This window comes from Chthonomonas sp. (assembly GCF_035294165.1).
Classification (GTDB): Bacteria; Armatimonadota; Chthonomonadetes; order Chthonomonadales; family Chthonomonadaceae; genus Chthonomonas.
In genome coordinates this window covers 1-20659 of sequence record NZ_DATGLN010000113.1, presented here as the reverse complement: position 1 = coordinate 20659, position 20659 = coordinate 1, and the positions used below count along the sequence as shown (strand labels likewise).

At 53.9% G+C, this 20659-nt stretch carries 18 protein-coding genes; 9 read left to right on the top strand and 9 right to left on the bottom strand.

The window, feature by feature from the left end; genetic code table 11:
- Window positions 1–189: 189 nt before the first annotated feature.
- Genes VKV29_RS05695 through VKV29_RS05685 form a run of 3 tightly spaced genes read left to right on the top strand, consistent with a single transcriptional unit; the run spans window position 190 to window position 5384 of the window.
- Window positions 190–3210 carry a tetratricopeptide repeat protein gene (locus tag VKV29_RS05695; protein WP_324200340.1) on the top strand — a complete coding sequence of 1007 codons (3021 nt, stop codon included), beginning with the start codon at window positions 190–192 and terminating at the stop codon, window positions 3208–3210.
- 32 nt (window positions 3211–3242) lie between these two features.
- Complete coding sequence (locus tag VKV29_RS05690; protein ID WP_324200339.1) at window positions 3243–4784, top strand: sugar ABC transporter ATP-binding protein; 1542 nt, start codon at window positions 3243–3245, stop codon at window positions 4782–4784.
- Between the two features lie 6 nt (window positions 4785–4790).
- On the top strand, window positions 4791–5384 hold the full coding sequence (locus tag VKV29_RS05685; protein WP_324200338.1) for a hypothetical protein: 594 nt from the start codon (window positions 4791–4793) through the stop codon (window positions 5382–5384).
- Here the strand turns inward: VKV29_RS05685 and VKV29_RS05680 are convergent.
- From VKV29_RS05680 to VKV29_RS05660, 5 genes are all read right to left on the bottom strand, one after another.
- Window positions 5381–5716: a Rieske (2Fe-2S) protein gene (locus tag VKV29_RS05680; protein ID WP_324200337.1), complete on the bottom strand. Its 336-nt coding sequence runs from the start codon at window positions 5714–5716 to the stop codon at window positions 5381–5383. The genes VKV29_RS05685 and VKV29_RS05680 overlap by 4 nt on opposite strands.
- 22 nt (window positions 5717–5738) lie before the next feature.
- The gene (locus VKV29_RS05675) at window positions 5739–6530 is read right to left on the bottom strand and encodes a hypothetical protein (RefSeq protein WP_324200336.1); all 792 of its coding nucleotides are present in this window, start codon (window positions 6528–6530) and stop codon (window positions 5739–5741) included.
- Window positions 6531–6548: 18 nt separating this feature from the next.
- Window positions 6549–7097, bottom strand: coding sequence for a hypothetical protein (locus VKV29_RS05670; protein ID WP_324200335.1), 549 nt, complete (start codon window positions 7095–7097; stop codon window positions 6549–6551).
- 96 nt (window positions 7098–7193) lie between these two features.
- The gene (gene ltaE, locus VKV29_RS05665) at window positions 7194–8231 is read right to left on the bottom strand and encodes a low-specificity L-threonine aldolase (RefSeq protein ID WP_324200334.1); all 1038 of its coding nucleotides are present in this window, start codon (window positions 8229–8231) and stop codon (window positions 7194–7196) included.
- A 27-nt stretch (window positions 8232–8258) separates the two neighbouring features.
- Entirely contained in the window at window positions 8259–8825 is a 567-nt protein-coding gene (locus VKV29_RS05660) for a hypothetical protein (RefSeq protein WP_324200333.1), read from the bottom strand.
- Window positions 8826–9146: 321 nt separating this feature from the next.
- Between VKV29_RS05660 and VKV29_RS05655 the strand changes: the two genes are divergently transcribed.
- The 4 genes from VKV29_RS05655 (at window position 9147) to VKV29_RS05640 (ending at window position 13313) form a co-directional block, all read left to right on the top strand.
- The gene (locus tag VKV29_RS05655; RefSeq protein WP_343217344.1) at window positions 9147–10061 is read left to right on the top strand and encodes a site-specific DNA-methyltransferase; all 915 of its coding nucleotides are present in this window, start codon (window positions 9147–9149) and stop codon (window positions 10059–10061) included.
- Entirely contained in the window at window positions 10058–11014 is a 957-nt protein-coding gene (locus tag VKV29_RS05650) for a hypothetical protein (RefSeq protein WP_324200331.1), read from the top strand. Before VKV29_RS05655 ends, VKV29_RS05650 begins: the two co-directional genes overlap by 4 nt.
- A gap of 144 nt (window positions 11015–11158) precedes the next feature.
- Window positions 11159–12094, top strand: a complete 936-nt coding sequence (locus VKV29_RS05645) for a DNA adenine methylase (protein WP_324200330.1) — start codon at window positions 11159–11161, stop codon at window positions 12092–12094.
- Window positions 12095–12392: 298 nt separating this feature from the next.
- The gene (locus VKV29_RS05640) at window positions 12393–13313 is read left to right on the top strand and encodes a phytanoyl-CoA dioxygenase family protein (protein ID WP_324200329.1); all 921 of its coding nucleotides are present in this window, start codon (window positions 12393–12395) and stop codon (window positions 13311–13313) included.
- Between the two features lie 73 nt (window positions 13314–13386).
- Here the strand turns inward: VKV29_RS05640 and VKV29_RS05635 are convergent, their stop codons facing one another.
- Entirely contained in the window at window positions 13387–14094 is a 708-nt protein-coding gene (locus VKV29_RS05635; RefSeq protein WP_324200328.1) for a sigma-70 family RNA polymerase sigma factor, read from the bottom strand.
- A gap of 230 nt (window positions 14095–14324) precedes the next feature.
- Between VKV29_RS05635 and VKV29_RS05630 the strand changes: the two genes are divergently transcribed.
- Together VKV29_RS05630 and VKV29_RS15280 are read left to right on the top strand one after the other, a co-directional pair.
- Window positions 14325–14840: a metal-binding protein gene (locus VKV29_RS05630; RefSeq protein WP_324200327.1), complete on the top strand. Its 516-nt coding sequence runs from the start codon at window positions 14325–14327 to the stop codon at window positions 14838–14840.
- Window positions 14841–15011: 171 nt separating this feature from the next.
- Window positions 15012–15824, top strand: coding sequence for a glutathione peroxidase (locus VKV29_RS15280; RefSeq protein ID WP_343217343.1), 813 nt, complete (start codon window positions 15012–15014; stop codon window positions 15822–15824).
- A gap of 468 nt (window positions 15825–16292) precedes the next feature.
- Here VKV29_RS15280 and VKV29_RS05620 read toward each other — a convergent pair whose 3' ends face one another.
- The 3 genes from VKV29_RS05620 to VKV29_RS05610 all read right to left on the bottom strand — a co-directional run.
- Window positions 16293–18641 carry a choice-of-anchor tandem repeat GloVer-containing protein gene (locus tag VKV29_RS05620; protein WP_324200326.1) on the bottom strand — a complete coding sequence of 783 codons (2349 nt, stop codon included), beginning with the start codon at window positions 18639–18641 and terminating at the stop codon, window positions 16293–16295.
- A 928-nt stretch (window positions 18642–19569) separates the two neighbouring features.
- A complete protein-coding gene (locus VKV29_RS05615) occupies window positions 19570–20439 on the bottom strand; it encodes a phosphatidate cytidylyltransferase (RefSeq protein ID WP_324200325.1) in 870 nt (289 codons plus the stop codon).
- Between the two features lie 9 nt (window positions 20440–20448).
- Window positions 20449–20659 (bottom strand): hypothetical protein (locus tag VKV29_RS05610; RefSeq protein WP_324200324.1); only part of this gene is annotated, 211 nt, incomplete at its 5' end.

Below are 20659 nucleotides of genomic sequence, written 5' to 3'. Positions count from 1 at the left end.
CCTTAAACATCTCGATAAAACCCAACGAGTAACTCCGTAAACTCGCCGGCTTTGCACCTGAGTATGCCCTATCGTCATGAGGGGTATACTTTCTGCACGGAGAAACTAAGGTGTTCTCTCCCTGCGTAAAGGAAACTGCTTACAGTGCCAAAGGTGCCAAAGAAATCGTTCCGAAAAGGAGTTTATGGTGTGCGTGGTTGGACGGTTGGATATAGCCTATTCGGCTTGCTGATAGCCTCCGGCGTGGTGATGGCGCAGATGCCCGGAGCCTCCGTCGGTGGCGCTGCTCACACCGCCCCGCCGCTTTCACCGCAGATGAAGCGCCTTGCCGATCTATACAATCAGGCGGGAAGGCTTCGGCAGGAGGGGAAACTCGATGAGGCGCTGACGACCTATCGCCGATTTATTCAACTGGCACGCGATCTGCACCAACCTCCTCAAACACAGTTCCTCGCTCTGGCCCAAATCTACAACATCTATGCCGAGCGTAGAGACCTGAAGGGAATCGAAGAGACGCTTCTGCAGATCGTGAAGGTGCTTCCTACCGATAGCGAGGCGTGGGCGCGTCTTGCCCGCATTGCCGCCGCCGAACGTGATTGGGCCAAAGCACAACAGTTTGCCCTCCATGCGCTTCATCTAAAACCGCCCGCGCCCATCGCTGCACTCGCCCATGAGGCTTTGGGGATGGCCGCGTTGGGCCGCAAAGATTATACGGCCGCCCGCCAGCAGCTACACACCGCCCTCCAGTTGGCACCCAACGATGTGGATACGCGCTATAACTACGCTTTTGCCCTCTACGCCTCCGGCAACTTGCGTGAGGCGGAGACGCAGGCAAAACTTGTTTGTGAGAAACAGCCGAAAAACCTGTCGGCCCTGTTTCTTTTGGCCTCCATTCGCCAAACCGGACGTGATTTGAAAGACGCTATTGCGACATATGATCAGATTCTTGCCCTAGACCCGCGCAACCATGAAGCCCTCTTCAACCGCGCACTGCTCGCGCAGCAGATCGGAATGGTGCAGGAGGCCGAAAAGGCCTACACCGCGCTGCTGAAGCTCTATCCCGATGATGCGCCCGCCCGCTTCAACTTCGGCCTGCTCTATGCAGGCCTGAAAAACTACCCGGCAGCCCGTAACCAGTTTCTGCTCGCCGCTCCTGTGTTAGAAAAAGAGAAGCCCAAGAGCGACCCACTGCTAACCAAACTGCTGGCTAATCTTGCCCAGGTGGAGGCCCAGATGGTTTTTAATACGGCCAATGTGGCCCAGCGGCAGGAGCTTATCGCGCAGGCCGAACGGCACTATAAAGAGGCGATTGCTCTCGACCCCAACAATCTGCGCCTACAGTATCAACTGGCCGTGCTCTATCGTAATGTGGGGCGCTATCAGGACGCCTTGGCGATCTATAAAAAGCGCTATGCGCAAAATCCTGCCGACAGCAGCGCCGCCTTTGGCATTGCCGATGTGGCCTTTATGCAGGGTAAACCCGACGATGCCCTCGCGATTTGGCGCGATTTCGTGCAACATAACCCCAAAGACCCTGTGGGGCATATCCAGTATGCACAGGTTCTGGAGCTACGAGGACGTTGGCAAGAGGCGGCAGAACAACGGGCGCAGTTGGTGGCGTTGAACCCTGAGGATGGTTCCGATCTGCTTTCGCAGGCGCACGATCTGCTGCAGGCCAACCAACTGGCGGCAGCTCAGGCCGTTTACAGCAAGGTTCTCACGCTAAAGCCGCAGTCCCAAAGCGCTCCCAACGTGCCGGTTGTGGCGACCGCGGCCAACGTTGCCTCCTGGAGGCTTTCGGCCTTACAGGGGCTGGCCGACATCGCGCAAAAGCAGAACAAGCTGGCCGATGCCCTGCGCTATCTTCAACAGGCAGCCGAGGAGGATCGCACCAATGCAGAGCGCAACCATACAACCCCTCATGAAGAGCCTTATCTCGAAATAGCCTCGATTTACGAAAAAGAGAACCAGCCGGATAAGGCCATCCAAACGCTGAACCAGCTTGCCGCGCTGCTGCCCCTCGACGAAAAGCCCTATGTGGAGTTAGGGCACATCTATGAGCGGGAGGGCAAAGTGGAACAGGCGGTGGATGCGCTGATCAAGGCATCGCAACGCGCCAAAGACCCTCTGCCCGAGTCGCTCGAGGCGGCCGATGTCTATCGAAGCCATAAGATGTATGATAAAGCGGTTACTTTGTACCGATCTCTACAGAAGCGTTTCCCCAACAGCGTGGAACTGCTAAGCAACTTGGCGCAGACGCTAGAGCAGAGTGGGCAGGACGAACAGGCTTTGGCCGTCTATCAGCAGCTTTATAAGGCCAATCCCACCCTCGTTTGGGTGCTGGATAAAGAGGCAACGGTGCTGACGCGCTTGAAGCGCTATCCTGAAGCCGTGGCGCTTCGTGAGCAACAGATCGCCGCCGCGCCGAATAACCCTCAGGCCTATGCCGATTTGATCCATCTCTACGCGCTTGAAGGGAAGCCAGACGAGTGCCTTGCTTGGCTTCAAACCAAAGCCCAACAGCAGCCGGATAACGCCTCCCTTCTGGCGGCTCTGCTCGACCAGTATGACGCCCTGAAGCGACACCAAGAGGGGATCGCCTATCTGCAGGGTTTGGTGAGTGCGCACCCCAAAAACGCAGTCGCACTTGCCTGCATTCAGGCACTGCAGAGCCATGGGCTAAAGAAGGAGGCGCTAGATATGATGGCGCAGGTCGCTCAAAAGGCGCCCGGCGACGCCTCTTTGCAGGAATCGTATGCGGCCATGCTTAGCGATAGTGGAGATAAAAAAGCGGCTATTGCTGTTTATCAGAAGCTCCTGCAACAGCCCAATCTCCCTACTGCCGATCGGCTACAGGTGAGACAGCTTTTGGCCCAGCAGCTACAAAGCATGGGCGATTTGGCAGGGGCGCAGGAACAGTACGAGCAGATATTGAAAGAATCGCCTAACGATACGCAGTCCCTGTTAAATCTCATTACACTCTGGAAAGGACAAGGAAAGTTAGACCAGATCATCGCTTTCTGCACGAACTTTGTGGCGCAGCCGGGGCTTTCCCAGATGCAGCGCGCGTGGACATATACCTATCTCGGTCAGGCTTTCCAGCAGCAGAAGAACATCGCAGAGGCGCGGGCGCAGTATCAGGCTGCTTTAAGATGTATGCCGCAGTTCCCACCGGCCGAGACCGCTTTGGCCAATTTGCCGGCAAAATGAAGACAGAATAAGCAGGAGAAAGGACTTTTGGCATGAGTGATGCCCATCCTCAGGAATCGTCTCGGGCGGCCGTGTTAGAGGGCCGACCGCCTCTTTTGGAGATGCGCCATATCAGTAAACAGTACCCCGGTGTGAAGGCGCTTGATGACGTGAGCTTTTCTTTAGAGCACGGGGAGGTTCACGCTCTGCTGGGAGAGAACGGAGCGGGGAAATCCACGCTCATCAAGATTCTCTCTGGGGTCACCATGGCCGACCAGGGGGAAATCTATATCGAGGGCAGGTCGGTGGTGATTGATAGCCCACAGAAAGCCATGGACCTCGGCATTTCCACGATCTATCAGGAGTTCAACCTTGTGCCCTATCTCAGTGCAGCGGAAAACATCTTTTTGGGGCGTGAACCGCAGGGGGCGGTGCCGGGATTCGTGGATTTCAAAACCCTTTACCGCGAGGCCCAACAGCTTATGAACCGCATTCGTGCACGTTTCGACGTGCGCACACCGGTAAATCAGTTGAGTGTGGCCCAGCAGCAGATGGTGGAGATAGCGAAGGCGTTGGGACGCAAAACAAAGATTCTGGTGATGGACGAACCTACGGCTACCCTCACCGAACATGAGATTGATGCCCTTTTCGACCTCATTCGGCAGTTGCGTTCGGAGGGGATCAGCGTAATCTACGTCTCTCACCGACTGGAAGAGATATTCGAGATTTGCGACAGGGCTACGGTGCTGCGTGATGGGCGCTATGTGGCGACCAAAAAGGTGGCCGAACTCACGCGCGAGGAGATCATCCGCCTGATGGTGGGGCGCGAGTTGAAAGAGGCCATTCCTAAAGTTGCGGTGCCCATCGGTCCGCCGGTACTACGGGTGAGCCATCTCAACCGCAAGGGCGTGCTCCATGACATCTCTTTTGAGGTACATCGGGGCGAGATCGTCGGTTTGGCCGGTTTGGTTGGTGCGGGGCGCACCGAAACGGCACGCGCCATCTTTGGAGCCGACCCCATTGATAGCGGCACCATTGAAATAGATGGGAAACCGGTGCGCATCCGTTCGCCGCGCGATGCCATCCGTGCCGGAATCGGGCTGGTAACGGAGGATAGAAAACAGCAGGGGTTGGTGTTGGGAATGGCCGTACGTTCCAACAATACGCTCTCCAATTTGCAGGCGCTCTCGGCCGCCGGTTTTATTCGTTTAGCAAAAGAGCGCAGCGTTGCCGAGAAGTATCGCCAAGAGCTTAGCATTAAGACACCCACCATCGAGCAGGCCGTGAAAAACCTATCTGGTGGCAACCAGCAGAAGGTGGTATTGGCCAAGTGGCTTTTTGCCGGCGCAAAGGTGCTGATTTTAGATGAGCCGACGCGCGGCATAGATGTGCGCGCGAAGAGTGAAATCTATGAGCTGATGAACGAACTGGCCTCGCAGGGAGTAGGCATCTTGATGATCTCTTCGGAGCTGCCGGAGATTTTGGGGATGAGCGATCGCATTCTCGTGATGCATGAAGGACGCATCGTTGGGGAGCTAAGTCGTGAGGAGGCCACGCAAGAGAAGATCATGCATCTGGCCACCGGTGGAGAGTAGCCGGCAATGGAAAGCCCGCCGCCTCTTTCAAGCCCTAGCGTTCCGCCGCCTTATTCTTACCCGCCAAGCGTAGGACCACCACGTCGTTCTACAGGCACAAACTGTCTGCTTTGGGCGTTGGGTGGTTGTGGTGTGCTCGTACTGATGATGATTTTTGGGGGGATTTTTGCTGCTAAAAAGGTCGGGCACCAGTTTCAAGGGGTAGTGCAGTTTATCGGGGCGGCTCCGGTTTGCGAGCAAAAGCTTCGAGAGATACGTACGGGCTTGCAGCTTTATGAAAAAGATCACGATGGGCAGTTCCCGCCGAATCTGCAAGTACTTATCCCAAACTATCTTCCAGATGCCACCAGCTTTACCTATCGCCCTGGCGACAACGACCCACCTCGTGAGGTCACCTATAGGCCACCTGCCCCAAATGCGCCGGGCGATACCATTGTGGCGCGGTTCTGGTTGGGCACTTTCTCTATCTCCAATTTTCAAAAACAGACTATCTACATCGATCTGTTAAAAGATGGCAGTATTGTGGAAGATCAGTTCGCCCGACAGTATCTACCCGAGCGTCAAGTTCCGGGGCAGGCGCCATCGAGACCGCAACGCTAAGGCGAATCGTCGAGGAAGCGAACGAAAATAGTTCCGCTTGCCTCTTCGATCTCCACAGGATAGGTTGGAATTCCATATCCTCCCAGAGTGAGGCACTCGCCGGTTTGAAGGCTAAAACGAAAGCCATGTCGGCGACAGACGAGCACGTCGTTCCCTTCCAAGAGACCGTTGCAAAGGGGGGCGTTTTGATGGGGGCAGAGACTGCCAACCGCATAGCACCGGCCTTTATGAAGAAAGAGTGTGCATTCACGCTCCTCGTTTAGGGGCACGGTAAGCCCTCGATCGGGTGGGAGGTCTGCTATTTTGGCCACAGCCACACGGCGCCATTGCATTATGCGCCTCCGATTGGATGCCTCACATTCCGCCGCCTACGCCTAACAGACCCCCTGGCGCGCTGCTGCCTGCCGGTAAAGGCGAAGTAGGTACGGGCATCGCAGACATATCTACTTTCCACATGCCATGATCGTAGCGCATCGGGAGATTCTGTTGGCTATCGGTGCTAATTGGACCGAACGTAATATGTAGGGTAATGGGAACCGTGGCCGTATCTCCGTTGATGGTCGCATGCCCCACCTTCGCCCCTTTAAACAACTTAAAGAACATATCTATCACCTGGCCGGTTCCGGTGCTATTCATGGCGGCACGTTCGCGCTTGAAATTGTCTGCAAAGCTCTTGGCATCGGGATATTTTGCTTTCACATTGTCGGGCAGGATAGAGAGGTTATAGAGGGTTTCCATGTCCTCGTTGCTGATGGCCTCTACAAAACGCTTGGCCGTATCTTCCGGATTCGAGTGGGTGTGCATCCACCATATGTAGCCCCCGGCGCCAAGCACCGCAATGAAGACGAGAAGGCAGAATGCAATGACATAACGCGCGACTTTGCTCTCCTTTTCTTGCTCGTTTTGGAGACGATAGGCCGTTGGCGCCATGGTAGGGCGGGTTGGTGGCAGGTTGGGCGTAGGTTGTGTTACCGTGGGGCCGGGCAAGTTGGTTGGAGCCGGCCCCGATGTTGAGGGCGATTGGGTTGGCGTGGTGGGCGGCGTTAGCAGTTCGCCGCTTAAGGAGCGCAACGGTTTGCGACAGCTAGGGCAATAAAAGTTCGTTTGTTCATCAACCGGTTGGTTGCAATGAGGGCAGTTGATCATAAAATGCCTCCTATTTGGCTAGAAATTGCTTCCGGGTGGGTTTGGCGTAATTTGCAGAAGGTTGGTTAGGTTGGATTTCTGCAACCAAACCTTCCATTGTCCGTTTTGATCGTGAATAAGGCGAAACACCACATGCACCGTGTGGGTTGTCCCGGCCTGGTAAAGGGCCTCGTGCGCCATATTGCTGGTGACGTGCAGGGTAGCGTCAATCTGAACGGTGTTTGGGTTCTGGTCGGGTTTAGGGGGGGCGAGGTCAAAACTCGGTAGTCGCTCGGTATAGCCATGTGCTAGCGGGCAACTGTTTTCATACTGTTTCTCGGTGGGGTAGTACATTTTATCGTAGTCGCTTAGCAGGTTGTACTGTTCGTCAGAACGGCCGGCCTCTATCGCTCCGAGAAAGACTTTGAGCGCGTAGGTTGGCGACTTGCGATAGACGTTGAAGTAGTAGTTCACTCCCCAGGCGATGGCGCCGATAAGACAGATGAGAATAACGAACTCGGAAAGCCCCATTCGGCTGGAATAGGCCTCTCCATCCCGTCGCACCCCACCGGTAACAATACGTGCCATAAAACCTCCTCACAAAAGTAGGTTACGAAACTATTATACGCTTGTTTGTGGTCTTCCTTCTTTTTACAGAAACAGGTGGTAGGGCGATGTAGTTCCTCAGTGCAGCACTTTACTCACGGTGCAAATAGCCTGAGCAGCATGGTCAATATCGTCATCATCCACATCGAGGTGGGTTACCAGGCGGATACGATGCGGGCTGGTGGCGTGGCAAAGCACATGATGGTCTGTTTTCAGTCGTTCCACAAACGCATCGGCGGGGGCTTGGGTTTGGAAATAGACCATATTGGTGGGTGGGTTCGGGTTTTCTACCAAAATGCCCGGAGCGCCGGCGATATTTTGGGCGAGCAGACGGGCACGGCGATGGTCTTCGGCAAGTCGCTCGATATGGTGTTGCAGAGCGTAGATGCCGGCTGCAGCGAGAATGCCTACCTGGCGCATTCCACCGCCAAGCATTTTGCGCACGCGTTTGGCCTGTTGGATGAACTCGTAAGAGCCGCAGAGCACGGAGCCAATAGGGCATCCCAGGCCTTTGGAGAGGCAGAAGGTAAGGCTGTCGGCACACGCTGCAAATTGGGCTACAGGGGTGTTTGTTGCAATAGAGGCATTGAAGATGCGTGCGCCATCTATGTGAATGCGCACATGGTGTGCTTGACAGAGCGCATAGAGGCGTTGGTGCACTTCTATGGGAATAGGATATCCACCGGCCCGATTATGGGTATTTTCCAGCACCAGCAGCGCGGTACGCGGGCTATGGAGCGAGGCGATATGCAGGGAGCGTTCGATCTCTTCAAAACAAGGAACGCCCTCCTTGCTAGGGAAAGTACGGGTCAGTACGTGGGCTAGTCGGGCGGGGGCGCCTACTTCATAGAGCATGGAGTGAGCCTCTGTATCGAGCAGAATCTCATCGCCGGGCTGAGTGTGCACGCAGATAGCCACGGTGTTGCTCATGGTGCCGGAGGGCATAAACAGGGCCGCCTCTTTGCCGGTGATTTGGGCGGCAAGCTGTTGCAATTGATGCACGGTGGGGTCGTCGTCGAAAACGTCGTCGCCAACCTCGGCCTGCGCCATAGCCTTCCTCATGGCGGGGGTAGGGCGTGTAACCGTATCGCTGCGAAGGTCTACTATTTCGTGCATGGGTCGTCTCACAAGGTTACGCGATTCTTAGAAGAAGCGTAGCCCGATGATAAAGCCACTTGTATTATAGTCGTGGATGGAGCTGCCGATTCGGAAACCGACGGCAAAAGTAAAGTAGCGCGCAAAGCGATAATCGGCTTCGATGGCTCCTCCAGGGGCAATGGTGGTGGTATTCACACCGACGCTACCGGCATTTAGGGTGGTGGCATAGACGCCGAGGGTGAGAAGGAAGCGCAGATGGTTGTTGCGCAAGGGGGTAGAGAATCGCACACAGGGGCCAACAAAACCCACGCTATTCCCTCCACTGAAGGGGAAGAAATGGTCGTTCGCGCTAAGAAACTCCACACCGCCTGCCACCTCATAGCTTCCAAGCCGTGCCGGTGCGCTGAAGAAGTTGCCTTCGGAGTAGAACTTGGGGCTGCCGATAGCATTCACGAGCTTATGATCGAGAAAGAAATAGCCTCCGATATTGAAGAAGGAGGCAAGGGCACGCTCCGTTTGGTTTTGGGCGCGTGCAGGACGAGCACCGCTCAAAAGCCCGCCGATGACAAGCATGGCGAGGCAGAGAACTATCGCAAGTTTCGATCGGTACAAGAGACTCCTCCTAAAAGTGGGCAAAAGTAGTATAAGCAGAATTCGTGACGCACCTTCAAGATTCCTGCTTTGGCTAAACGCTTTCTTGGTTCCAAATCGCTGGGCACGAAGGAGAGATTAAGATTTAATACTCGTGAACAGGGGGTTTCCTTTTGATGTGAAAAGGCTCCGTTCGTCTGGTTTGGGCGATGGGTAGGGTAAGGTATAATGGGAGCTATGGAGGAGCGACACAAAAAACTTTCACCGTCTCTTTTTGAGATCAACGAGCCATCTACCGGATATACGCGGAACAGAGAGCTACCAACGCTTTTGGGGCAGCAGATGCTCAAAGGAAAGGTTTTTGATGTAGGTGCCTCGCAGTTAGATTCCGGCACGCCCATTTTATTCTACTCTCATCCTCATGGAGAAATATGGGTCGGTGATGCTATCGCTTGGCTTCGAACACTGGAAACCGAAACGGTTGATATGGTTTTTGCCGACCCACCATATAATATCAAGAAGGCAGAGTGGGATACTTTTGAATCGCAAGAGCAGTATGTTGAATGGTCCTTACAATGGATAAAGGAAGCTGCAAGAGTCCTCAAACCTACGGGCACCTTATATATCTGTGGGTTTTCGGAGATCATTGCCGATTTGAAGCTGCCGGCCTCTCGTTTTTTTAAAGGATGTCGTTGGCTTATTTGGCATTATAAAAATAAGGCGAATCTAGGCTCCGATTGGGGACGCTCTCATGAGAGCATCCTGCATTTCAGAAAGGGGCGGCAATTCCCTTTCAATATAGATGATGTGCGTATTCCTTACGGCAATCACACCTTAAAGTACCCAGAGCATCCTCAAGCGGAAACTAGTCAATACGGAAAAGGCAATGGTCGAAAGCACACTGCATGGCTGCCGAATCCACGTGGTGCGAAACCAAGAGATGTTATTGAAATTCCGACAACTTGCAACGGGATGCACGAAAAAACCCCTCACCCAACTCAGAAACCGGAAGAGCTTCTGCGTAAGCTAGTTTTGGCTTCTTCTAATGTAGGTGACTTGGTCATCGATCCCTTTCTAGGCTCTGGAACCACGGCTGTTGTGGCGGAGCAACTGCAACGTAGGTGGAAGGGGTGCGACATTTCACTGGAATATTGTCGGTGGGCCGTCAGACGGATTGAGCTTGTCGAAGATTGGCCAATAGAAAAGTGGATACAATACGATTTCGAGAATGCCGAAAGAAGAAAATCTATTCGATGACGCAGGTGACCCTTGTAGATTTGCAGGCTAGCCTTTGCGATACGGCCGCCTTTAACACACTCGAAGACTATTTTAGGCTGTGCAAGGCCTTTCTTGAACTGCTAACACGAACGCAGCCGACTCGTATTATTTCGCCAACACATAGTAATTATGCATTTTTTCAATATGGTGAGTCTTATGGCTATAAAATTACTCGACCTTTGAATACAAGCCTGTTCATCGAGCACGTAGATAATTTCCAAGTAGCCTTTGAAAGGTTTGTTGCATTTCTTGCCGACTTAAAGCGTTATCAAGGCTCTGTGGTGCAACATGAGCGTGTAAATCGCTACCTTGAGACAAGCGAAGTCAATAAAGTTGTATATACGCTTCAGCAGTCTATAGGCTGCATTGGGGATTCATTTGAGAATGCGAATCAATCTCGGAAACGCGTTGGACAGCTGTTTGAGATACTCATAAGGCTAATTATACAAGAGGTAGGGTTAGAGTGCGAACCGCGCACTATTCGTATCCCGATTCCAGATTATCCAAGCTATGAATTGTCGTATGGGTTAGACTTGGTATTATCTCTCAATAAAGCTCTTAGGGCTGCTGAGACTCCTTTCCTTCATGAAACAGAGATCGTCGTCTCTGTAAAGACGACCAGCAAGGATCGGTTAGATAGGATATTCCTTGACAAGTATCTCTTAACGAAATTGCTCGGTAGAGATGTGCCTGTAATCGCCATCTTCTTGCACGATGTTCAGCGTGCAAAGGTAGGTAACAGTATATTTAGCGTTAGCTCCACTTTTAAGAGCAACCATTTTCTAGGTTACACTGTGGCCATCGTTCCGTTGGACGGTGTGTACTATGTGGATCCGCGGTCCGAAATGCGCATGGACGAGAAGCTTCGCGAACAAATTAGGGATTTTCAGACATTCTTGGTACGCGATTTATGGAGCCTCACCTCTGTCTAAGATCGCGTTCTAGAAACGCTACTTGTTGAACCGCATTTGTGATGGCTCTCCAAGCATGGTTTTTAGAAAGCCGTCAGAAAGCGACCGTTATTTCATCTCCAAAAAGATCGGTTGCGCGCGGTTTGCAGAGAAAGCTATTTTGATATGATCAACCAAAGTCAGTTATCGCTCTTTGCTGAGGGAGCTACGGAGATAGGCCGGCCGAAGCCGGTCAACGTTGCCTCTGTGCCGCAGCGCAGCCCCTTTCGTTATCCCGGCGGAAAAACGTGGTTTGTGCCGGTATTCCGTCGTTGGGTGGCCGGTAAAAACACCAGGCCAAAAGTGCTGATTGAGCCATTTGCCGGCAGGGGCATTATCAGCCTCACGGCCCTCTTTGAGAACCTGGTTGAGAAGGTTGTTATGGTCGAATTAGATGATGAGATCGCTGCCGTTTGGGAAGCTGTTATTCAAGGCGAGGCGACCTGGTTGGCCGATCGCATTCTGACGTTCCAGATGACGAGAGAAGCGGTTTTAGAAGAGCTTCAGAAAACCCCGACAACGTTAAGGGAAAAGGCCTTTCAAACCATCCTGAGAAACAGAACCTTACATGGAGGAATACTCGCCGAAGGCTCTCGCTTTATAAAGTACGGTGAGAACGGAAAAGGAATTGGCTCGCGCTGGTACCCTAGGACGCTTGCGCATAGGCTTCTTAATCTCAACCAGGTTGTGGGCAGAATGGAGTTTCGTTGTGACGATGGATTAAACGTAATGGCGGAATACGCAGCCAATAAAGAGGCTATCTATTTCATAGATCCTCCTTATACCGCGGGAGGGAAGAAAGCAGGTAAGCGCCTTTATAAGCACCATTGCCTTGAACACGACCGTCTCTTCACCATGTGCGAGTCGCTGGCAGGCGATTTTCTGATGACCTATGATGAATCAGATGAGGTGAAGGAAATGGCGCGGCGGCATGGGTTTCAGATGCGTTTAATTCCTATGAAGAACACGCATCACGCAACAATGCTAGAGCTTGTTGTCGGTAGAGACTTATCTTGGTTGGACGAGTTGCCCGTCGTGCATGAGGACAAAATAGCGTATTAGAAAAACCCCTAACGAAAATTAAAGGACAGAGCCAGTTATTCAGGCTATGCTCGCCATAGAAACGTCTGTGTTTATGGTTGAATGCCCGGAGTATACCGACCTATTTGCTCTCGGTGCAGGGCCACTGATTGTTAAATGCGCTGCCGATGCTGCGTAGCCGACTGGCGAATAAGCCTTAAGTCGGAGGAGGTTCCTCGCAGAAGACCGTTGCGTGCCTCATAGATGGCCACCGAAGAATCGAAACTTTGAGGAACTTGATTATAATATAGAATTGAGCGTTTTGTGTAGGAGGCTCTCAATGACGATTGGCAGCGTGACGGAGCGGATCGAAGTTCCAAAGCCACTCGATGAAGCGCAGGTTCGGCGGTTTGTGGAAGAAGGCTTTCTGGTCATTGAAGGGCTGGTGTCGGAGGCAGAGGTTGAGGAACTTCGGGCGGACATCGTGGCGATCGCCCGTGGAGCCTACCCCTGTGAGGGAATAGAGCCGGCCCCCGCCGATTGGAGCGACCAAGAGGTTTTAGAGGGCATACTGTGCATTCACCAGCCACACTACATTAGCCCGGTGATGTTGAAGTATGTGAAGCATCCCGCCATCTGCGGCGTTTTATCGCAGATCACCGCAGCGCACCTGCCGTGGTGGGATGGCAGCGTGAAATGCATGCAGTCCATGCTCTTTGTGAAGCCACCTGAATTTCAAGGCCAGGCATGGCATCAGGACGAAATCTATATTCCTACCCGTGATCGCTCTCTCATCGGAGCCTGGATCGCCTTAGACGATGCGACTGTGGAGAACGGCTGTTTGTGGGTTATTCCCGGCTCACACAGAACCGGCTATCTCTATCCACAGCGGACGCACAACAACCCCGATGAGTTCGATTTTGCGCCGGAGAGCTATGGGTTCGATGAGAGCGGGCAGATTCCTGTGGAGGTAAAGACGGGCACGGTGGTGTTCTTCAACGGCTATCTGTTGCATCGCTCGCTGAAGAATCGAAGCCGCATCTACCGTCGCGTCTTGGTAAACCACTACTGCAACGCTTGGTCGTTCTTGCCGTGGTCTTTACGCGAAGGCGAGTCGGTGGCTACTGCCGATAGGCGCTGCATTGTGCCGGTAGCCGGCATAGACCCCTATGCTTGGAAGGGCTACGAGGAGCCGCCACAGCGAGTTTGGTTGCGCACCTGTAAAGCGGTGGAGGAGCGGCGAGCTGCGCGAACAAGTTAGGTTCGTAACAAAAAGCCCCTTTCTACATCTCGGTAGGAAGGGGTGTATGGTTTTTGGGTTTTTAGGTTAAGGCTTATGCAGGCTTCGCCTGCATGGGCGGCAATGAGGACGTTTTTTGCGATTTAGAAGTCTCTCCAGAGGCTTCTAAATATTTGCGCAGGAGCGTGCGCCCTCTGTGTATGCGTGAGCGTACCGTGCCGATGGAGGAGTTCATGATGCGCGCGATCTCCTCGTAGGAGTATCCCTCCACATCGCAGAGCCAGACGGCCTGGCGGAACGATTCGGGCAGCTTGGCGAGGGCTTCCTGCAACCGTTCATCCATTACCTCGCGCATCACGATATCTTCCGGTCCGCCTTTCGGGTCGGGTATCTGCAGCAAGAGGTTCTCCTCGCCGTCCTCGTCGCTTGTGGGTTGATCGAGCGACAGCGTTTTCTGTTTGGGCTGACGGCGCAGCACATCAATGAAGAGGTTAGAAAGGATGCGGTAGAACCAGCGTTCAAAAGGCATCTGCCGATTGTAGGTATCGAAGGAACGGTAGGCGCGCAGATAGGCCTCCTGAGTTAGGTCCTCGGCATCATCTCGATTCCCCGTCATGCGGTAGGCCATGTTGTAAGCCCTCTTCTGAGTGCGGGCCATCAGCCGTTCAAACTCGCGGTGAGTCTGTTCAAGCTCTTCCTTCGACTTGGTGACCTGGCCATGAATGGCGCGGCCTTGCTCCTCACTTCGAGTTTGTTCTAGGCTTTCAGGCGTTGGCACGTTGGGCTTTTCATTGGTAACCATAACCCTGGCGCCTCCTTTCTTTTTGTTCTCTCTTTTCGATAGTTGGATGGTTGGAGAACCCTCTTATCCAACTATCCAATATTATGGACGATCAAACAGGGGTTTCGGTGTCATAATTTTTACGGGAAAGTGCCATCTCCCATAAAAATCATCGGTATCTTTAGGCCTATGCCTTCATGGGCAGGAGAAAAGGCCCTATTCGTTGAAATATCTTTCGTTTGCGAGGAGAGATGCCCGGAGCGCGCGTTCATGATCTTATCACCGTCTCCACCTTGGCCGTCTTCGACATACTCTACGTGGCCGAGGTGCACCCGGCGTCGCTGGCACCGCTCTGCTGTTTCAGTGGGGCCTATCTTTTCGCCGGACTTGCCTGTGCCGGAGATTTAGATACCAATTCGCGCGAGTACCGGCGCTGGGGGCCGTTGCGGTTTATCTGGTGGCCTTATCGGGTGTTGGTACCACACCGTTCTTGGGTTTCGCATGGGCTTATCGCGGGAGGCATTATCCGAGCGCTCTATTTAGGCACCATGTTCTTTTTGCTCTCCTGGGTAGGTGTGTGGCTATGGAATCGGTGCGGGATGCATGTAGACCCCGCCTCTGTCACACAACTGGAGGCGCACTCGTTAGGGCAGATCATGCGCACCCACCCGCAGGAAAGCTTGGCTTTTCTAGCCGGCTTTGTGCTCGCCGGCACGGCGCATTCCCTGGCCGACATCGTGTCAACCGGACTAAAAAGGTGCTTATAACTGGCAGAACGACGATGGACAAGCACCCCCCATCGCTCCTGATGCGTCTGCCAAGCTCTAAGTCGCATCTCTACCGGCCCTAAATGGTTGTAACTTGCAAGGATGATCGTCTGTCTAAATCGAATAAACACTGTTCGCGAAAACTCATGATGACCTAAGGAGGAAGAGTAAATGATTCGTACTTTACGCTGGCTTCCAGCGCTCTGTGTGGGGCTAACGCTGTTGGGGTTAGGCTCTCAGGCTCATGCGACGCCGGCCTTTGCAAAGAAGGAGAACAAACCTTGCGTCTACTGCCACGTGGTACCCGGAGGGCCGCGCAACTTTCGAGGTCTTTACTATGCCACACATAACCACTCCTTCGCCGACTTCGACAACGAGTATGAGGCGAAGCTGGCCGGCGTTTCGCCCGACGCGATGGGGCCCGATGCCAAACCTACGGTGCTCGATTACCCCAACGTCCATGTGAATGTTCCGCCGGTACTTCGGTTTGTGATGAAAGACATTGATGGCAACAACGTGAACCTTGCCCGCTATGTTGGAAAGGTCATCCTAATCGTAAACACCGCCTCGCTCTGCGGCAATACGCCACAATATGCCGCTCTCGAACAGCTCTATGAGAAGTACAAAGACAAGGGCTTCGTGATTCTCGGCTTCCCCTCCAACGACTTCGGGCATCAAGAGCCGGGCGATAACCAGCAGATCAAACAGTTCTGCACGAGCAAATATCATGTTACCTTCCCCATGTTCGCTAAAATAGATGTGAAGGGCGACACCCAAGCGCCGCTCTACAAATTCCTGACCGACAAGGAGACCGATCCGAAGTTCGGCGGGCCTATCGAGTGGAACTTCGCGAAGTTTCTCATCGGGCGTAACGGTGAGATCGTGGCGCGATTCCCCGCGGGTATGAGCCCCACCAAACCGGAGGTTATTGCGGCCATCGAGCACCAACTCGAACAGCCCGCTCCCTCGGAAAGCACCAACTAGCTCTGCTGTCCACAGTCATTTTGTCTTCCCCGCCGTTAGGTGGGGAAGGCTCTTTTTATCGGCAGAGTCTGTGAGATCGCCACGCTGATGGTGCTAGAGGTAGCTTTGCCGATAAGAGAATGATTCAGGCCGCTGAGGTGGTCAGCCCCTCTCCCTGTAGGGGGATGGGGGTGAGGCTGTTGAAGCTGCCAATTGCTCGGTTCTAGAGGCAGTTAACAAGACGAGTTAGTTTCGTTCACCCCCTATCCCATCCTTTCGTCTTGCAGACAGTACCTCGGCGGCCAGAGAGAGGCGTTTAAGGAAAATGAGACAGGCCGCAAAGGCGCCGTCCGCTAGGACGCTCACCGCTAGGTGCCCCTCTCCCCATTGGAGAGAGGGGCAGGGGTAGGGCTTGAGAGGACTGAGAGACAAAAACCTCCCCTCCTTCATAGATGAAGGAAGGGAGGAACTACCTAACTCCACACCGTACTACGGTACCGTCACACGGAAGGTACCACCAAAACTACCCCCGCCATAGGTTCCACGTACCTGTAACAAACCGGGACCGGAGGCTACCGTAGAGGGAAACACCAACGTCGCCGATACACTCTCCCCAGGCGTCGCCGAAAAACTCCCGCCAGGTGAGAGGGTGCCTAACAACAACGGCAACGACGTGCTGGTGTTGAACTTCTGCCCCGTGCTGTCCGTTAGAACCGAGGAGGTCACCGCCAAGTTGGTGGCCGGGGCCTCTCCGATGTTGGTTATCGTGAGGGTAGCCAACAAGTTGTTGTTGACATTTTGGAGGCGAAGGTACAGGCGGATTACCGGCCACCCGATGAGGAAGACAAGGGGTGAGGTGGTGTTGTTAATGTTGGGGTCTTGCACCTGCAGGGTGGCAGCTCCTAGTGCAGGGAGGAAGTTCGTGGGGATGGTGGCCTGGATTTGGGTGCCGTCGGCGGAGACGGAAGTGGGAAAGATGGTGATACCGTTCCAGAGGAGGGTATCGTTTTGTGCGAAGCCGTTTCCGAGGACGGTGAGTGTGAGGTTGCTGGAGCCTGCTGGGGCGTTATTGGGGTTGAGGAAGAGGGCTTGTGGGCCGATACGAAAGATAACACCATTCCCATTGGCGCCTCCAGATTGTGTCGTCCCATACAAGTTACCATCATTCCCCTGAATGACACCGTTTGGACCAGCGCCGTCGGAGTTGTTATTTGCTGAGAAGTTATAGATCAGATGGTAGTAGCCATTTGTGTCGATCTTGAACACCACGCCATCATCATAGGCGCCTCCAATTTCAGTCGTCCCATACAAGGCTCCGTCACTTCCCTGAATGACACCGGCATTAACATTGGAACCGTCATTGATCATGAAATCGAAGCTATAGAGCACCTGGAAGTTAGAGCCGTTTGTATTGATCTTGAATACAACACCATCTCCATTGTCGCCTCCACCATAAGTCGTCCCATACAAAGCTCCATCCTTGCCCTCAATGACACCGGCATAGGGATTGGCACCATCACCGCCATAGAAGCTATGGAGCACCTGGAATTTGGAGCCATCGGGGTTGACCTTGAACACCACGCCATAATTATTGGAGCCTCCAGCTTCGGTCGTCCCATACAAAGCTCCATCATTCCCCTGAATGACACCGTTTGGACCAGCGCCGTCGGAGTTGGTTCCATTAAGGGGGTCTTGTGTCGAGAAGGTATAAAGCACCTGGAATTTGGAGCCGTCAGGGTTGACCTTGAATACGACACCACTAAAATTGGCGCCTCCAGATAGTGTCGTTCCATACAAGGCTCCATCCCTGCCCTGGATAACACCTGCATAGGGATTGGCGCCGTCAGTGTAACTGAAGGTATGGAGCACCTGGAATTTGGAGCCATCGGGGTTGACCTTGAACACCACGCCAAACCCATTGTCGCCTCCACCATAAGTCGTCCCATACAAAGCTCCATCCTTGCCCTGAATGACACCGGCAGAGGGCTGGGCGCCGTCGAAGTAATTGAAGTTGTGGATCACCTGAAAGTTGGAGCCGTCAGGGTTGACCTTGAATACGACACCATTCCCATTGGCGCCTCCATATTGTGTCGTCCCATACAAGGCTCCATCCTTGCCCTGAATGACACCGGCAGAGGGCTGGGCGCCGTCGGGGTTGGTTCCAATGAAGTTGTAGTCTACTGCCGAGAAGGCATGCACCAACACGTCCATCTCGATGTTCTGTGCCTGAGCCCTTCCTATACCGCTCCCATACAGCAAAACACCGCACAACAGAGCGACGCCTACCCTACTTAGCGAACCGGCACCACGCCTTACTCCTAGACGCCATAACACGCCAAACCCTACTAACAGCAATAAACCCCACACACTTCCTACCTCCGGAGTCGTCGCATGACCCCCTACCGTCACACTAAAGTTCTGTGTTACCGAACCCGGAACTCCACCATCCGTGAAGTCTATCTCGTATGTCCCCGTATACACCGTCCCAGACACAGAGTTAGCAGGTACCGTCACATCAAACAAGTCCCCCGTCCAGCTCGAACCACTCGTGCCGGCCGGGTTCAACGACGGCGGCGTGTTGAGGAAGTTGTCGCTGAAGTCGTTCGTATTGGGGTCGGAGTAGTTGGTGTTGTTTCCGGTGAGGACTATGGAGTTGTTGGGGTCGGTGTTGGTGAGGGTAGCGAAGAAGGCGAAGGTGCTCCCTGGTGCCACGGTAGGGTTGGGGTTTTGGAGGGTGAAGTTAAGTTGTGCCCCTGCCGTTTGCAGGCCGACAAGCAAGCACGCTCCCACCAACAAGGCGAGGAGCCGAAAGAAGCAGACGAAACGATTTGTGTTCATGACCATGTCCTCCTTGATATTGTTAGGGTTGAAGCCGATTGTTTATGAGGGCTTCGTACCCATCCTTCTTTACTGCAATTTTCGTGCCAATTTTACATGGTTTTGGGGTTTTTTTGGGATTTTTTGGAAAAAATTTTTTGGTCAGGTGTTGGTTGGGTCTAGGGTGCCTGATTTTCGTAGGTTCTAGGGGGGTGTAGAGACAGTTCATTTCGTCTTGCAGATGAGGGGAAGGCGTCGGCCTTGAGGGGAGGGTGTCGGCCTTGAGCGTACCACTGTCGGCCTTGAAGAGCCGGTGAAATAAACGCCTGTCATTTCACGCCGATAATACACCTGTCATTTCGAGCCGAAGACGAGAAATCTTGCGTTTCACTTCCCACCCGTTCTGAGGGGTGGGGACTGACAGGCTCACGGTTCTAGAGGCAGTTTGCAAAACAAGCCTACCTCATTCACCCCCTATCCCATCCTTTCCCCCGATTCGGGAGGTGCTAGCGCACGGCGATGCAGCGGCCAGAGAGATAGGCGATGAAGGAAGCGACACAGGCCGCTGAGTTGCCCACCGCGAGGTGCCCCTCTCCCGAATCGGGGGAGGGGCGGGGGGGTGGGGGCTGTAGAAGCGCACGGCAATGCAGCGGCCAGAGAGATAGGCGATTAAGGGAATGATTCAGGCCGCTGAGGTGGTCAGCTCCTCTCCCGAATCGGGGTAGGCGTAGGGTAGGGCTGTAGGGGGTGCCCTTGCGATACCCCTTTAGGTTCCTCTATTTTTGATGGTTCCCCATTGTGATTGCCATGTTTTCTTGGGCAGGCACGAGGTCTGTCCCTACAGATGATGGGTTGGTTCATGGTGATGGTTGTAGAGATAACCCATAAGGCGCTCCCTCCCAAGTTGGAAAGGGGCGAAGACCGCTCGCCTTTGTAAAAGCCGTTAAAATTAGGATAGCAGCGCCCAAAAAAGACAGGCAAGGGGCAACACAAAGAGGAGGCTGTCGAAACGGTCGAGGAGCCCGCCGTGGCCGGGCAGAAGGCGGCCAAAATCCTTTAATCCTAACTCGCGCTTCATGGCCGACTCCCACAGATCTCCCCAAGGGCCTACGATCCCCGCCGTGGTTCCTAAAATAACTCCGTCCCAAAAGGGCAGACCCAGGCAACGGGCAACAAGCGCCCCGCCCATGAGAGCGCCGAGCAGGCCACCCAGCACTCCCTCCCACGTTTTGCCAGGAGAGAGGGTGGGAGCGAGCTTATGTCGCCCAAAACGTCGCCCCACGAAAAACGCCAGGCTATCGGCCGCCCATACACAAGCCGCGGTGAACAAAACGAGCCAGGCACCTAATGGGGTATGGGCGATGGGTGGTTTGGCAGAGGGAATGGTGAAGAAGTTCCGCAGAATGACCAAACCGCTTATGGGAAGGGCGATATAAACCGCGCCAACAAGCCCGTAAAAACGCCTTAGCGAGCCGAGCGCTATGCCGGTACGTGCTGCGCGGAGCGTAAGTAAAGCGAACACCGGAATGGGCAGTGCCACCAGGATAGACGGATAGAGCGGAGGGATGTCGCCTCGCGAGAGGCGCAGATAAAGGCCCACCGGATAGAGGGCGCCGAGAAAGGGCAAGCTGGCCTGTAGCGCATTTGCTGTGGGAGATAGCAGTTCCGGCACGAGTCTGTTGCTGTAGGCCGTCGTCCATTCGTAAGCGCAAAGCAGGGCGACAAGCACAACCCCACAGAGCATGAGAATGGGGTTGCTGAAACAGAAAAACAGGAAAAGGGCAATGCCTACGATGGCACTTAAAACTCGTTGCCGCATCTGTGTGCCTTATAACCTAAGCTCGACTAGGGCGCGATGCTGCTCGATCTCCTGTTTTGCCGCCGAGGGGCTTAGGAGGGCAATGCTCAGCAAAGCCGCGAGAATGCAAAGCGCGCAGACCAGAAAAATTACCCGATAACTGCCGTGGTTCACAAGAGCACCTGTGACAATGATAGTGAGCGGCTGAGCCAAAGAGGCTGCGGTGGACTGTAGCCCCACG